General features: G+C 55.9%; 12 protein-coding genes and 3 pseudogenes. 9 read left to right on the plus strand and 6 right to left on the minus strand.

Going from position 1 to position 15,434, the window contains the following annotated elements; all coding sequences use genetic code 11:
- Nucleotides 1–131: 131 nt before the first annotated feature.
- The 7 genes from BUB54_RS00270 (at nt 132) to BUB54_RS00300 (ending at nt 7,723) form a co-directional block, all read left to right on the plus strand.
- The gene (locus BUB54_RS00270; RefSeq protein WP_158320102.1) at nt 132–842 is read left to right on the plus strand and encodes a GntR family transcriptional regulator; all 711 of its coding nucleotides are present in this window, start codon (nt 132–134) and stop codon (nt 840–842) included.
- 145 nt (nt 843–987) lie between these two features.
- The gene (locus tag BUB54_RS00275) at nt 988–1,737 is read left to right on the plus strand and encodes an SDR family NAD(P)-dependent oxidoreductase (protein ID WP_048878752.1); all 750 of its coding nucleotides are present in this window, start codon (nt 988–990) and stop codon (nt 1,735–1,737) included.
- Between the two features lie 39 nt (nt 1,738–1,776).
- A complete protein-coding gene (locus BUB54_RS00280) occupies nt 1,777–2,781 on the plus strand; it encodes an ABC transporter substrate-binding protein (RefSeq protein WP_048878751.1) in 1,005 nt (334 codons plus the stop codon).
- Entirely contained in the window at nt 2,778–3,479 is a 702-nt protein-coding gene (locus tag BUB54_RS00285; protein ID WP_048878750.1) for an SDR family NAD(P)-dependent oxidoreductase, read from the plus strand. Before BUB54_RS00280 ends, BUB54_RS00285 begins: the two co-directional genes overlap by 4 nt.
- Before the next feature lie 42 nt (nt 3,480–3,521).
- Nucleotides 3,522–4,925 (plus strand): dihydropyrimidinase, encoded by a 1,404-nt coding sequence (hydA, locus tag BUB54_RS00290; RefSeq protein ID WP_048878749.1) that lies wholly within the window; start codon nt 3,522–3,524, stop codon nt 4,923–4,925.
- Between the two features lie 81 nt (nt 4,926–5,006).
- Complete coding sequence (locus BUB54_RS00295) at nt 5,007–6,182, plus strand: outer membrane beta-barrel protein (protein ID WP_048878748.1); 1,176 nt, start codon at nt 5,007–5,009, stop codon at nt 6,180–6,182.
- Nucleotides 6,183–6,256: 74 nt separating this feature from the next.
- Nucleotides 6,257–7,723 carry an APC family permease gene (locus BUB54_RS00300; protein ID WP_048878747.1) on the plus strand — a complete coding sequence of 489 codons (1,467 nt, stop codon included), beginning with the start codon at nt 6,257–6,259 and terminating at the stop codon, nt 7,721–7,723.
- 177 nt (nt 7,724–7,900) lie between these two features.
- Here BUB54_RS00300 and BUB54_RS21970 read toward each other — a convergent pair whose 3' ends face one another.
- Both BUB54_RS21970 and BUB54_RS20110 read right to left on the minus strand, forming a co-directional pair.
- Nucleotides 7,901–8,185 (minus strand): Y-family DNA polymerase, encoded by a 285-nt coding sequence (locus tag BUB54_RS21970; RefSeq protein ID WP_373318341.1) that lies wholly within the window; start codon nt 8,183–8,185, stop codon nt 7,901–7,903.
- Nucleotides 8,186–8,204: 19 nt separating this feature from the next.
- A pseudogene (locus BUB54_RS20110) lies at nt 8,205–8,649 on the minus strand (IS21 family transposase); the annotation flags it as partial.
- Between the two features lie 68 nt (nt 8,650–8,717).
- Here BUB54_RS20110 and BUB54_RS21360 point away from each other — a divergent pair.
- Nucleotides 8,718–9,415 (plus strand): annotated as a pseudogene (locus BUB54_RS21360) (IS3 family transposase); the annotation flags it as partial.
- 171 nt (nt 9,416–9,586) lie between these two features.
- Here BUB54_RS21360 and BUB54_RS00325 read toward each other — a convergent pair.
- The 3 genes and pseudogenes from BUB54_RS00325 to BUB54_RS00335 all read right to left on the minus strand — a co-directional run bounded on the left by BUB54_RS00325 (nt 9,587) and on the right by BUB54_RS00335 (nt 14,207).
- A complete protein-coding gene (locus tag BUB54_RS00325; protein ID WP_048880428.1) occupies nt 9,587–10,630 on the minus strand; it encodes a tyrosine-type recombinase/integrase in 1,044 nt (347 codons plus the stop codon).
- Between the two features lie 20 nt (nt 10,631–10,650).
- Nucleotides 10,651–10,824, minus strand: a pseudogene (locus BUB54_RS21975) (helix-turn-helix domain-containing protein); the annotation flags it as partial.
- A gap of 323 nt (nt 10,825–11,147) precedes the next feature.
- Entirely contained in the window at nt 11,148–14,207 is a 3,060-nt protein-coding gene (locus tag BUB54_RS00335) for a MobA/MobL family protein (RefSeq protein WP_139284731.1), read from the minus strand.
- A gap of 17 nt (nt 14,208–14,224) precedes the next feature.
- Between BUB54_RS00335 and BUB54_RS00340 the strand changes: the two genes are divergently transcribed.
- Nucleotides 14,225–14,584: a hypothetical protein gene (locus BUB54_RS00340; RefSeq protein ID WP_048880426.1), complete on the plus strand. Its 360-nt coding sequence runs from the start codon at nt 14,225–14,227 to the stop codon at nt 14,582–14,584.
- Between the two features lie 371 nt (nt 14,585–14,955).
- On the opposite strand, the gene BUB54_RS00345 is transcribed toward BUB54_RS00340, so the two are convergent.
- Complete coding sequence (locus BUB54_RS00345; protein WP_048880425.1) at nt 14,956–15,321, minus strand: hypothetical protein; 366 nt, start codon at nt 15,319–15,321, stop codon at nt 14,956–14,958.
- Nucleotides 15,322–15,434 lie beyond the last annotated feature (113 nt).

Consider the following 15,434-nt stretch of genomic DNA (forward strand, 5'->3'; position numbering starts at 1 on the left):
TGAATTAAAATGGCATATTTTTAGATACTCGTGCCTTTTGTGATTAATATATAGTCGTATTATGTTTATTTTTGGGCATTATGGGTATTTTGGAGGCTTATGTGAGGATTAGAATGAGTGCGGAGTCGGCCTTGGACGAGGATCGGGATATGGAGTCCGGTACGGCTTCGCTGGGTCAGGTGACACCCGTCGTCAGGCTTTCCCTGCATGAGCAGATCGTGACCAAGGTGCGTGAGATGATTCAATTGGGGGAGTTGCCGCCAGGGGCGACGATCTCTGAAAATGATTTATGCGGCAGTCTTGGTATCTCCCGCACGCCGTTACGTGAGGCGTTGAAGGTGCTGGCATCGGAGAATCTTGTCCATCTCCGGCCGCATCGCGCGCCGCTCGTCAGTCCGGTTGATTCCGATGAGATCGCCGAGCTTTTCGAACTGCTCTCGATCCTTGAGCCGGCGGCGGGCGCGTTGGCGTGCCAGCGTGCATCCTCTTCTGAAATCAATCGCTTGCGCGATATGCACGAGCAGTTGATGGGGCACTATTATACGCGCGAGCGCACGCGCTATTTTAGCGACAATCAGGCGATTCATCATGAGATCGTCAGGCTCGCCGGGAACAAGGTAATGCTCGCCACGTACCAGTCTTTGCAGGGGCGCGTGTTGCGCGCGCGCTCCATGGCGAATCTCACGCAGGCGCGCTGGGCTGAGTCGAGCGCCGAACACGAAGCGCTGATTCGAGCTTTTTGCGAACATGATGATGCCGCCGTCAGCCGCCTACTCTACGAGCATACGAGGGAGACAGAAGCGGCGGTGCTGCGCGCGTTGAACACGTCAGAAACGGCGTAGACAAAAATTTGGCACGGAGCTTGCCTTAACGATTTTCGTCGACGCGGGTGAAACCGTGTTTCGAAATCGAAAGGCCAAGCTCAATGACGGAAGTTTCTTCCTTATCCTTCAGCCGATTTACCGTTGATCCACGCAAGCCCGTTATATGAAGCGGCTGGAAGGGCGGGTTGCCCTTGTCACCGGGGCGGCACGAACCGGCTCCATCGGTAGGGCGATCGCGTGGGAGCTTGCACAGGAAGGTGCATGCATCGCGGTCGCGGATTACCGGCGTGAAGATGAAGCACGCGGCTTTGCGGAGGAAATTGAAGAAGCTGGCGGAAAATCCTCAAACTTTGACGCCGATGTGACGAGCCCGGCGGCATGCGAGGCATTGGTGGCGCGGGTAGCAGCGCGGTTCGGGCGGCTGGACATATTGGTCAATAATGCAGGGCATTCTCGCCATCAGAAGCTTGAGGACATTACCGAAGCCGATTTTGATGAGATGATCGGACTGCATCTGCGGGGGCCATTTTTTCTGGCGCGTGCCGCCGCCGTGCATATGCGTGCGGCGGGCTGGGGACGCATCGTGAATATTTCTTCTGAGCAATCTTATGGTGGAGATCCGGAACTACCGCATTATACCGCCGCGAAGGCGGGATTGCGGACGATGACAAAATCTCTCGCACTGGCCTTAGCCCCTTGCATCGCCGTGAATACGGTGGCGCCGGGGCCGACCGCCACGGACCGTTTCAAGAACGGCCCGGAATATTTGGATGAATTCCGGGAGCGTATTCCGCTGAAACGCTGGGGGGCGCCGCGTGATGTCGCGCGTTCCGTGCTGTTTCTCGTGACCGATGATGGGGATGCATATACCGGCCAGACGCTTGACCCGAATTGCGGAACCGTCATGCCCTGATGAGCCTGCTTCACTTTTTATAACCTGTAAGGAAACAACATGAAGTTTCGTCGTATTCTGATGGCAACGAGTGCCGTGTTCCTCGCCGTGGCCGCGGCACTCCCCGCGAAAGCGGATGACACGATCCGCGTGTTATCCCCTGTGTGGTCCGGCTTCGCACCGGTCATGGTCGCGCAGGATCTGGGCTATTATAAGAAGGAGGGACTGAATGTCTCCGTGACGTTCGAGGATGACGTGCCGACGATCATGGCGGCGCTCAACCGGGGTGATATAGATATGGCGATGTTCACCGTCGGTGAATATCAGGATCTGCCGAAGGGCCTCACAGGCGGCACCATTATCGGGGAGGTTGATGAATCCCTTGGCGGCGACGGCACTGTTGCCGATGGCTCGATCAAAACAGCGGCGGACCTCAAGGGCAAGATTCTGGCTGAGTCGCCGACGCTGCCCGCGATGCTGCTGCTGCAGATGGATTTAAAAAAGGCTGGCCTTTCACTTAAGGATGTGCAGTTGCGTGAGTCCGAAGCGGGGGACGCCGTTGCGATCTTCTCGAACAAGGAAGTCGCGGCTGTCGCCACATCCGAGCCACAAATGTCTCAGACGGTGCAGCAGAACCCGCAACGCCACCCGCACATTATCAGTTCGTCGGCGGAGTATCCCGGCTATGTCGTGGACATCATTGAAGTCCGCACGGCGGATTTGAAGGCGCACCCGGAGAAATATGTGAAGCTACTCACAGGCATGTATCAGGCGACTGCCTATTTTGAGAAAGACCAGGCCGGGTTCGCTAAGCTTGCCGCACCGCATTACAGCCTTTCTACGACGGATTTCCTACAGAGCCTGAAGGGCGTACATTATATCGATTACCAGGATGCCGTGGCGGCGCTAGGTAAGCCGGGGAGCCCCGGTGCTCTCTACAACATTTTCAATACGATCATGGAGCTGAATCTGGAAAATGGCGCCGCCACCCAGAAGCTTTCTGCGGTCAGTTCTATTGATAATTCCATCATCGCCAAAGTAACCCCTGAGGCCGTCAAGCAATGAGTGAAGTCAAGACGATTGTCGTAACAGGTGCGGCCAGTGGAATTGGCCGTGCCGCCAGCCGCAAATTTTTGGCGGCCGGTCATAAGGTCATAGGGCTCGACATTAATACTGGTGAGGATGCCGTTGTTCCGTTGATTGCGGTCGATCTGCGTGACGAGGCATCGGTGAAGGCGGCCGTCGCGGAGGTAGTGGAACAGCTCGGTCATATCGATATTCTAGTCAATTGCGCGGGTACGGATGGCGAAGCGCCGCTGCCGGAACTCGACATCAACGATTTCGACCGCATATTCGGCGTTAACATCCGCGGTATGTTCCTCATGACACGCGAGACAATCAGGCATATTCCAAAAGGCGGGCGCATCATCAACGTTGCCTCCGAACTTGGTTTCCTGGGGCGGGCACAAATGTCCTGCTATTGTGCGACCAAAGGTGCGGTCATCGCGGCCACGCGCGCCTGGGCGCGGGAGTTTGCGCCCGGAATTCAGGTCAACGCGGTGGCGCCGGGGCCGACTAACACACCCTTGCTGCATTTTGATGCGATTCCTGAATCTCTCCGTCAGGAGGAGATGAGCAACCCGATGAAGAGGATCGGAGAGCCCGAGGAGGTCGCCGCGGCTATTATTTTTCTGGCAAGCCCGGAGGCGACGTTCATTACCGGGCAATGCATCAATGTGGATGGCGGGTCGGCAATGCACTGAGGTGCTGCCCTGAATTAAGCTCATGCCGAAGGTGATATTGTCATGAACGGGTTTGACACTGTGATAAGCGGTGGCCGGATATCCACCGCGTCGGACACATTCTTTGCCGATATAGGTATTAAGGATGGCTGCATCGCCGCGCTCGGTATGGAGCTTGGCGATGCAGCGGAGGTGATCGACGCGGCCGGGAAATGGGTGCTTCCCGGCGGCATCGACGGGCATGTGCATCTGTCCCAGCCATCGGGTGAGGGCATCGTGATGGCGGATGATTTCGAGACGGGTACAAGGTCGGCTGCGTTTGGCGGCAACACGACGATATTACCGTTCTGTCTGCAAGAAAAAGGACGTTCTCTGCACGAGGCATTGAAGGCGTACCATGCGAAGGCGGCGGGGAAATGCTATATCGATGTGGCGTTTCATCTGATTATCAGCGATGTAACGGAGACGCTGCTCGGGCAGGAATTGCCAGCTCTGGTCGAGGACGGTTACACCTCCTTCAAAATCTTCATGACATATGAAGGGTTGGCGCTTAGCGACCTGGAGATGCTCAAGGTCATGGAGACGGCGCGAAAATCCCGCGCGCTGGTTATGGTCCATGCGGAAAATTACGACGCTATCCGGTTTCTGACTGACAGGCTGGAGCAGTTGGGCAATACGGCGCCGAAGTTTCATGCGGCGTCCAGGCCGATCGCCGTGGAGAGGGAGGCAACCCATCGCGCCATCGCGCTGGCGGAAATTGCCGATGTGCCGGTGATGATTGTACATGTCTCCAACCGGGAGGCTATGAATGAGATTCTTCGCGCCCAGGGCAAAGGACTTAAAGTTTTTGGAGAAACCTGCCCGCAATATCTGTTCCTGACGGCGGATGATCTCGATGGCTTGAATATGGAAGGGGCCAAATATGTCTGCTCCCCGCCGCCCCGTGACCGCGCAAGCCAGCTTGCTTGTTGGGATGGGTTGGAGCGCGGCGTGTTTTCCATCTTTTCCTCGGACCATTGCCCGTTCCGGTATGACGACCCGAAGGGCAAGCTCGCGCTGCGCGGGCGTACCAGCTTCCGTTGGGTGCCGAATGGGATACCCGGCGTTGCCGCGCGTCTACCGCTGCTGTTTTCTGAAGGCGTGATGAAAGGCCGTATCGATATTCATCGGTTTGTCGCCGTGACTGCGACGAACCAAGCCAAGATGTACGGGTTGGCACCGCGCAAGGGTACGATTGCGATCGGGTCGGACGCCGACATCGCCATATGGGACCCCGAGCGGAAGGTCATGCTGACGCATGATCTGTTGCATGACGGGGCCGATTATACGCCTTACCAGGGTATGGAGATTACAGGCTGGCCGCAGCTTACCATGGTGCGTGGTCAAGTTGTGGTACGTGATGGGATTCTCGAAGGGCCGAAAGATCACGGCATGCACGTGGTCAGAGACCGCAGCGCATTCGTTTAATTACATTTTAATATCGAACATAAATTTCGACTTTCGTATTTTACAAAAATAACGGGCGTTTCCCAACAACAGGAGTGATGAATGAAAAAGATGAGACCAGGCTTTGCGCTGGCGGCGGGTGGCTCTCTTCTCGCTATGCACGGCGCGCTGGCGATGACGCCGCCGGCCTCGATTGATATTGACGGCGGCCCGCTGGGGCAGTTGGAATTTTCCGGCGGTGCAGACGGGTATTTTTATGCTCAGTCAGGCACGTCTGGCCGTGGCGAAGCCGGCAATAGCGCTGTTGGTGATAAGACCACGGGCGCGAACCTTGGCAATGCGCTGTTCAAATTACAGAAGACGACGGGAACGCTTCAATTTACGTTGGAGATTGGTCCCCAAGGTGGTGCGCCGTTTCTTGGTGTTGTGCCGGCCAAGGGGAGCATTACGGTCTACCGGGCAAGTCCGATTTATCTTGGTTATATAACGATTTCGCCGCCGGGCTCGCCGGTTACGCTTTCTGTCGGCCAGCTTAACTCTCTTGAAGGGTACGAGAGCGGGGAGGATTGGAACAACCCGAACCTGTTCACCAGCGCGCTGCTTTATGTCGAGAACGGGCAGAATGTCGGCGTTTCGGCGACATATACGCATGGCCCGCTGGCTGCGACGGTTCAATTTGGCGATGGCTGGGACACTCGGGTTTTCAACTTCCTGCAGGCGCTCGTCTCCTACAGCTTCGACAGTAATAATGTTTTAAGTCTCTATTATGGCGGCGAGCTTGGCCGTACCGGGCTGAACGCGCAGACCTATAATCAAAGCACTGTCGCGGGCTATGGTGCTTACCTCGTCAACTCGCAGACATTCGGTGCATATTACATATACACCAACGGCAATCTCAACCTGATTCCCGAAGTGCAGTATGTTTATGCCAAGCCGGACCAGGCGATCGGTATCGAGAAATATACAAGCACTTTCGGCGCTGCTGTGTTTGGCGACTATACGTTCGGCTCTTCGCCCTATTCGCTTGGCGGGATGGCTGAATATTTCACCTCCACCGGCGCGGGCCATTGGTTCATCGCGCCACATGCCGAAGGCTTCGGCCTCTCACTCACGCCGACATGGCAATATAAGGACCTCTTCGTCCGCGCCTCCGTCGGCTATATGCACCTGCTGAACAAAGGCACCTTCAGCCCGGATGATGGGAATGTCGCCTGGGGAACGGACGGGCGCAGCGCCAATCTGTTCCAAAGCGGCCTTGAGGCAGGAATTACCTTCTAGAATTTAAAACCAATCAAGAAACAAGCATGTCACGCGGCCACCATCTTCTCTCGCCTCAAGAAAAGGAAATTGTCATGTCGGAGTTGAATATGGCGCTCCCTGCGCAGGCGGGAGCCAAGCCTAATGAGCCGGTGAAGGAGTTCGGCCTTTGGTCGGCATTTACACTTGGTTTCTCAAATATCTCGCCGATTCTTGGTATTTATTCGGTCTTCTCCATCAGCCTCATGTCCGCGGGGCCGGCATTTTTGTGGTCTTTGCCGCTTGTTCTCGTCGGGCAGCTTCTCGTTGCTTGTGTGTTTGGCGAGTTGGTTTCCCGTTGGCCGTTCCAGGGGAGTGTCTATGCATGGGCGAGCCAGCTTGGCGGCGCGCGATACGGGTGGTTTGCGAATTGGGCCTATATATGGGGAATGGTGCTGTCACTCACCTTTTTGGCGCTGGCATCGGCGGGTTATCTGCTGAGTGCAATTGGCGTCAATGCCCCGTCCGAGATGTTCAGCATTGGCGTTGCATTGCTCGTTCTCGCGTTCGGTTCGTTTGCCAACATGGTTGCGGGACGTTTCCTTAAAACCCTGCTGACATTTACGCTGTGCTGCGAGTTGACGGCCTCTGCCGGTATCGGTACCGCGTTGCTTCTGTTCCATCATGTCAACCCATTCTCCATTCTGTTCAGCGGCGGTGGAACAAACCATGGTTCGACGGGCCATTGGCTGGTGGTCAACTTCACCGAGGTCGTCGCCTTCGCTGGTTATTCGATCTGCGGCTTTGAAATCGCCGGTTCGATCGCAGAGGAGGTCGTCGAGGCGCGGCGCGCGATTCCGAAGGCGATGATTCTGGCGTTGGCCGCGGTGGGCGGTCTCGTCATCTATGCGTGCACGGCCATCATTCTCGCTATTCCCAATTTCACCTCGGTGATGTCGGGCAATATCGCCGATCCTATCTCCTCTACCTTAATCAGCAGCTTTGGCCCGGCTGTCGGCAGGGCATCGCTCATCGTACTTGCTGTCGGCTTTACCTCCGGTATGATCGCGGTGCAGACTGCGCTAAGCCGTACCGTGTGGGCAACGGCGCGTGACAATATCATCCCCGGCGCTACATTTCTTGTGAAGCTTTCCGGGCAGGAGCACTTACCGCGCCGCGTGATTCTGCTGACGGCACTCATTTCCGGCGCTTTGCTTTTCATCAACACGACGAAGCTTTATTCCCTGCTTATCTCGTTTTCCAATGTTGGGTATTATATCTGCTACTCACTGCCGGTTTTGGGGCTCATTTATGCAAGGCGGCGGGGGGCCTGGGAGCCGGGGGCGTTCAGCTTGGGCCGGTGGAGCAATCCCGTCGCCTACGCGGCCGCCGCGTGGTTGATTCTTGAAGCCATAAACGAGGTCTGGCCGCGCCCCTTGTCGAATGTGTGGTATCTGAATTGGGGCGTGCTGATCATGCTGTGTATCCTTACCGTGGTAGGCCTCATCATTTGTACCAAGATGGTGAAGAATGATGCCTCACAACGCGAGCAATCCAAATTTGTAGTGAGTGATAGCATCTAACACACTTGTGTTAAAAACAAAGAAAGAGGTGCCGACTAGGCACCCCTTCCTTTGTGATCTTGCAAGTAATACCTGAGTCACGCAGTCTATCATGCGATTTACTGGAGCGTTTCTTCCCTTGCTTCGGCGCGCCCCATCGCGGCGGTAAGCCGCTCCTCTGGTGAAATCGGTGCAGATTCAAAGACTGAGACGACTTTGCCCCGCTCCACGGTCAAATTTAATGTTACCATTCGATCGGTTGCGATAAGCCTGTTGACTTGGGTCAATATTTCCTTGGCAAGAGATCGTTTCATGGCATGTTGTACGGCAAAGATCGCACGTATCTCTTGTGACGCGGCGCGATACACATCGAAACGCGGCGGCACGGAAGATCAACTCCGGACATTTGCGCTGTGCCGTGACGGACGGCATCGCGGAGTAGACGCCGAATTTGCGCGCTTCATAGCGAGCGGCGGCCACCACGCCACGAGCCTGTCCATAGCAGCAGATAGGTTCGGACGATGAAGACCCGGCTGTGGGATAGCTTGGTGTGCGCCACCTGCAGCTTGGTCCGCTCGTCGGCAATGACTGCCCAATCCTCCCTCCAGTCGAACTGGAAGGCTTCGTCAGCCGCAAAGACCAGCGGCACGAAGGTTCCGCAGCTACTGGTCTGCAACTCGCGCTGCCGTTCTCCCAGCAGCGAACAAACGCCGCCACCCGCCAGTAGGAGCCGTCGTAGCCCAAGACGACTAGGTCGGCGTGCATCTGCTTTGTCGTGCGCTTCTGCTTGTGCGACTTACCGGCCTTTTGCCGCAGCCATCCCGTCAGCCTCTCGGCAAATGGGTCCAGCTTGTTTGGCCGTCGGGAAGTTTGAACGGCGGCTCTACCGCATCCGACCGTAAATATTTGCGGATCGTGTTCCGGGACAATCCCGTCCGCCGTTCAATCTTGGCCTACCTGGGGATTTTTGAACCAGTTGAACTGAGACAAACTGGTTTAGACAGGAGGCATTTGCATGCCGACGAAACGGATGAGCGCGGAGCAGATTGTTGTTTTGCTCCGGCAGATTGAGTTGCAAACCGGCCTGGGCAAGACGATCCAAGCTGCCTGCCGAGAGGCTGGGATCTCTGACAAGAGCTATTACCGCTACCGGAAAGAGTACGGTGGGCTGGATATGGACCAGGCGCGGCGTCTGAAGGAATTAGAGAAGGAAAACAATCGCTTAAAACGTCTGGTGGCGGATCTGTCGCTTGAGAAGCAGATCCTCAAAGACGTCGCGGCGGGAAATTTGTAAGCCCTGAACGGCGCCGGCAGGCGGTGACCAATATCCGGGAGAGCTACGATCTCTCGGAGCGTCACGCCTGCCGCCTGCTGGACCATCCCCGCGGCACACAACGTTACGTGTCCCAGCTTCGCCCTGATGAGGATGAGTTGACACAGGCCATCATCGCCCTGGCCGGCAACTACGGCCGATACGGCTATAGGCGGATCACAGCGTTGCTACGGGCTGCCGGATGGGAGGTTGGCACGGACCGAGTGCAGCGGATCTGGCGCCGGGAAGGGCTGAAGGTTCCTCAGAAGCAGAAGCCCCGCGGCCGGCTCTGGCTGAATGACGGCTCCTGTACGCGCCGAAGAGATGCGGGAACGGTTCGGTCTATAAGGCGGGTTGATGACCAGCAGCGCGACGGCATGATTATGGTCATCATCGTGCTGACGCCGGTAACTCGCACGACCGTTGCCTTCGACCGATGTTTCTGTCCAAAAATTTAGCGGTTTTCGGAGCGGTCAAGGCTTACGGCCCGAAACGGCCAAAATGCACATGGTCCGTTTTGATAGTGACTCAGGGGACCTATTGCGTCATTCATAAAATTTAGTGGCCCGAACCTAAAGTTCTAGTGCGGCGGTAACGGACCGCAAATAAGCAGGGTCGAACTTCTTGTAGGTGCGACGCAATGTCACAGGGTCTGTTGCCACGAGGTCGGCAGCCTGGTCAATCGGGATACGGTCCATTGCGAGCCATGAAATTACGGAATGCTTGAGATGATGTGGCGTTGGCCTCCACGTCAAGCCAGCACGCTGACAAAGTCGTGCGAACGACCAGCGTAATCCATTTGGAACCGGCTTGCCATTGAACTCCACGACATAGTCGGACTGCCGGACCTTGTACGCTTCCTCCAAGACGATCCGCAAACTGTTATTCATCGGGACGACGGCGCGACGCTTAGCCGTCACCCGACGGCCCGGTTCCTGGAAATCGATCATCCCGGTGACAAAGTTCACCCGGTCCCATGTCAGCGCCAGGATCGAACCCTTCCTGGCCCCAGTGAATATGGCAAGCGAAAGGAACACTTTGACGTGGGGCGTGATACAGGCGGCAATGAGCGCCCGCGCCTCATCCTTCGTCAGGTAACGGTCGCGTGGCGAAGAGTCGCTCGGTGGCGTCAGGTTGGGAGGCAATGCAAGAAATCCATCCTTCCATGCCAGCCGCATGGCAGCCCTGAGAACATTGAACTCGCGCCTGAGGGTGCCCGTGGAGACCTTGCGCGGTACGTGCTTCGTTGGGTCAACCTTGCGATGCGGCCGTGTCATGCGCCCGGCCGCATATTTGTCCCACTGGGCTTGGTTGAGCTGGTCAACCCGCAAATGACCAAGATCACGACGGATTGCCCGCGCTGCTTCTTTGAGACGACCCACGGCCTCGACTTTATCTTCACGCGCGGTTTCATACCGATCGAGTGCCTGAGTAACCGTCAGTTGCCGTGGAGCACGATCTTGCTTTGCTTCAAAATCGGCTAGGAATTGTTTAGCACTTTGTTCATCCGCCGTGCCTGTCGCAATCCGGCGACGGGTTCCTCCGACCCAGAATTGGATGGACCAGCTTCCGCGGCGCCATTCAAGTCTGGGCTTTTCGGTCCGCGGGCGGGGCATTGTGGAAACTCCATATATTTTAGCAATTGGTTGTTTGAGATTCTGATGAGACCACCTGGCCGGTAACACTCCAAGCTCCCGCGCCGGATTGCCCGGTACAACGTTTCCGGATCGCAACTCAGCAGCTTGGCAGCTTGGTCGACCGTCATAAGAGGCGGGATAGTTGACAATGTGGAGGAGGAATCGCCACTCATGGTGATTCTCCAGAACCAATGATGGTATGCATTGATCCATGCATCTTACGCGCAAGATGATTTGATGCTTCTGGATCTCGACATTCGCGGAAGCACCGAGGTCCTTCCGTACGCTGCAGGCAACGGGGCGTATCATCCAGGTCTAGTTGCGTCGTCATCGTTATCATTTCACCAAGTATTGATCCTTGTTTTTCATTTTGGTGACGCAGTAGTGAAAGAAGCAAATTTTCGGTGTAAATTTTACGATTAAATACGTAATTAAGTGGCTGTTAGCTGGACATGAATCATCGACGTGCATCTGCAGCAAGGTACAAAATTGCTTGTTAGATTTTTGGCATTTGCATTGAGGACATGCTCCCGGCCGTGCCTCTCGATTTTGGAGAACTATCGTCCATCGGGCTAGACTGGTTTTCTTCAGGGGCCATACTTGTCGGCGGAACTAGGGTAGCTTTTGTTTCCTCGGCAGGTGTCTTGATTCCGTGCCATGCTGTTCTTGCATTGAGGACGTGCTCGCGGAACGCACGTACGCTGATACTCATCGAATTCAACCGCTTACGCCAGAGTCGCCGCAGCCCCACGAAAACCGCAGCGCCCAGGCCAGTAACCTGCGCTAAGCTCCGTCCTGCTGCTGCATGCAAACTATGCGGCAAGACGCCTTCATCGTATATTCGGCGGGTGTTCCTGCCCGTGGGTGAGGCGGCAATCCTTCCGCCAAGTTGTTTAACCGCGTCTAAGCCGCTCTCGGCTCCCTCGAAATCCGATCTCGCCAGATATAGGCGGATATCATGGCGGTGCCGGTCCAGGACATAACGCAATATTGGGCTGTCGAACTCAGGCGACACGAGCCCGATCACATGGTCGACCGTGGGAATAGGAACTGTTTCAGCTTCAGCAGTGATGGCATAACCAAGATCCAGATTCCGGCACTCGGATGGGTCGATCACGACCATACGGGGGGCTTTTATACCGCCGATTTCCAGAACGAAGCTTTTTTTGGGGTGATTCTGGCTTAAACCACGTAAGATTCCGACGGTCCCCGGTTGTATACCAAGCTCGATGCAGGCCTCACGAAACACGACCTGGTCACCCACCTTAAATTCAATCAGCGGAGGACCTAGCGGCTGGGCGTGATTCGAGCCATTTTCCAGCGCGGAACTATTCCACTTTGCTAGGACATTGCCAAGATACCCCTGCTTCGAGGCAAGTTCCGCCTGAATCGCCCGATTCAATTCTAAAGTAAGGCGCGGCGCAGCGGTAATTGCCACAACCGAACCCACCGTAGACGCGTCGACCCACACCTTTGCCGCCTGCTCAAGTGCTGCGGCCCGGTCCTCCACACAATAAAGAGCGTTCATATGGCCCAGAAGCCCCAGTGCCGGGCGGTACTGTTCATGTCTCGCGAGCCGCGCCGCGATCCGGTACACCGGGTTTGAATGGTGGCTTGTTTCGGTCAGATCGGCACCGCTCGGGCCCAACAGGTGGAGCATATGAAACGGCGAGGCGATAGCGGTTGTTCCCGCTTGTCCTTTGCTGGTCGATAGAAGCATGGTCGCGCCGCTTGGGGCTACGGTCTCAAGCAACTTTGCCGTGTCGCACACCGAAAGCAGGTGCGCCTGATCAACGATCAGCACGGAGCGATCATCGATGCAGGTTGTACCTTCGACCAACTGCCGCAGGAGCACTGGCATCGAGAATGCTACCCCGCCAATTCGGGCACCCAGCCTCCGCGCCGCCTGTGTCGTCGAGGAGACAGCAATTGGTCTATATCCTGATGCCAACCACGCACGACCCAACTCGGGCAACAACCGGTTATGTTCATCATTTTCCCTTGTCCGGATTAGCGTGCACAGGCGCCCGCCGTGGAGGATCTCATCCATCATTCTCTCGGTTTGGTCTGACACAAGCCCATGGTCGGGTGAAACAGTTCTCGCCGAGCGGCTGAGGCTATCCTCGCCCCATATTTCTATGGCGTATTTGAGGACTGAAAGCTCTGACGCGAGGGCCGTCTCACTTGTATATAATCCACCTTTAACCCCGGCCCGTGTCGTCAATGGGATGATGGCTCCGGATTCCTCCAATATACGAATCAGGCCAAAGGTCTCTCCTTTCGTAAGTTTTCCACCTGTCAGAGTCCGAATTTTTTTCGCGATATCGGCATAGCTGAGTGTCTGGTGGGCCTCCGCATCAAGTGCCGCCAAAATGAGCGATGGATCGCGGAAAAGGCTTTTAATACGATCTGCTTGCCATGAATCCCATGCGGTCAAACGCTCAAGTTCGTTGCTTTGCTCAGGGCGGCTATTGCCCCTTGCCGGTTGTAATTCTTCCTGCTCTTGCCCTTCGGTAGCCCTGCTCGCAGGAACTGTTTCACCGGTGAGCGGGGTTACAGGTAAAGGTGGAACTCGCAAGGTATCCAGACGATGCGAGCCGCGTTTCCTTGCCTGGCTGCCGCGAGGTCCGATTTTTGGCTGTGGCCGTAACTCATGGAGCCCCAGAGCTGCATAGCTTTTGCTCGATACGCGAGCATCCAACTCGTGCGCGATCATCGCTTCATTGAGCGCGTCTGCCCATGATTGACGCCAATACTTCAGGAGTTTCCGGTTATTCCAACTCCTGTCCTTGTTTCCCCAGACTTGGCCCGGTGGACAGTCCGTTCTGAGCTTCCGTGTCGTCAGAATAATATGCACGTGTGGCTGCCTCTCGCCGTCGGCGGCAAGAGAAACATGGATGCTAAAGTCGGCGACCATGCCAAGTGAAACAAGTTCCTTTTTGGTCCATGACTCGACAAGCTCGATAAGTTCTTCTGGTGACAAGAAGCGCGGAAGGCCGAGTTCAAGCTCGCGTGCGAACTGTGCGTCATATCTTACTTCCCGCGCTTCGACCGAGTTCCATAATTTCTCGTGGTCAAAAATCCAGCTCGGTGCACCAGCAGGCGCCATGATTCTTGTGCATATTACTTGCCCTTTCGTTCGGCGAGTCCAGGACACCCCGGTCGAGTAGTCGGACAGTTTCAAACCAGTACAGTAGGCTACCTTGCCAATGGCGGAGCGCGCCCCTCGTGCCCTCATTTTGCCACCCTTTGCTTTGCCGCGGCCACGTCCCAGGCCAATGACCTTTGCGTGAAAATGATAAAAGCTCATGGCAGGCCTCCATCGCGAGAAGTGCCGGCCAACGGCCCGAGGCCCGCAGGCGCACTGAACGCCCAAATTTCCACCGTTGTATAAGCGCGCAACTTTTTCGTTGCTGATACAACATATATAGCTCGGCACGCTGTTTGCGTGGCTGTTCGCATGGCCATTTGCGTCTTTCACTCGAAATCCAAATGATGAACTCAGGCGGCGACGTGCCTCCTTCTGCATTTCACTGACTTGCAGAGAAAGAAGCAAACACAGAGGATGAAATTATGAGTAAGAGAACCAAACGAGAACCAGCGACCGAGCTTGAACGCGCGGCGCAGGCGCTGCATGAGGCGCAGCAGAATCTTATTCGAAAGACAGGCGAGCTTGCTATCCGTCAACTCGGACAAAACATAAAGATGGCAGAGGTTGCTGGCGCCATCAAATACGCGCTGGATCATACGACGAAGGAGGAGAGGGTCGAACTGGGCGAGGAATGGTTTCGTGGTGGGACCTCAACCGCTGCGGGCCGCAATACGCGCGGCGACGGCGGCGATGCGGGCACGCAATCGCGCGCTGAAACACCTGAACATTTTACGAATCATAGCGCGGAACCGTGGGACGATCCGCATGGAAAACTGATCTAAATTCGGCTAAACACAAGGACTGTACCTACCGAGGCTTGCTCGGCCCAGCCTGGGTCTATCTAGACTTCGTTAACTTATGGGTCGCTGCACTTCAAAGTACAGTACCCCATAAGGCAGCCATATCGATTTCATAGTTGGTGACCCACCGTTTCAAATATTCAGCCTCGAGGCTAGGAGCTGGAATTTGTCTGCATTGTAGCTATACCTCGGCCAACCATGCTCAACATGGGATGGTAGCGGCGATCTTCGGACTTCACCTGGCCATCGTCGCCGTCAACGCTGTCTGCCCGATCGTAATCCCCATCGGCCTCTTGCCGACTGGCTGACGGATCATATTGCGTCGGTTCGTCACTCCTCCAATGCCAGCTATTCTATCCATGGATGATATATATGATGAGTTCCAGGACGCCATACCCGATAGCCCCGAGACATACGAGCAAGAACCAGACAGTTATCCCGCGGATGACGATGAAGATCGTGACGATGGCCCCAACGATCTGGGCAATCCGCTCCATGGCGTCCGGTGACGCCCAGGGATCGGTCCAGATCCGGATTTGATCCGCCAGGAAGTACGAGCACAGAACCGGCGTGACGAAGAAAAATAGGAGAAACAAATACCCGACACCCCGGTTTTCGGTGGCAAGGTCGGGGATATGCGGTGCAGGGAAAAACCGGTGGACCAGGACCGCGATGCCGATCAGCACGGCAATATAGGTAAGCATGGCAAGGTCGGACATGTGGTGCTCCTATGTGATTTGGGGTGAACGCAGGGGATGGAGCCGAGCCACTTGGGCTCGGCGGCCCAGGACACGGGGCGATCAAAGCGGTTTGCTTCGCCGGACTGGCCTAG

Origin of the sequence: Acidocella aminolytica 101 = DSM 11237 (genome assembly GCF_900129125.1) — a bacterium.
Classification (GTDB): Bacteria; Pseudomonadota; Alphaproteobacteria; order Acetobacterales; family Acetobacteraceae; genus Acidocella; species Acidocella aminolytica.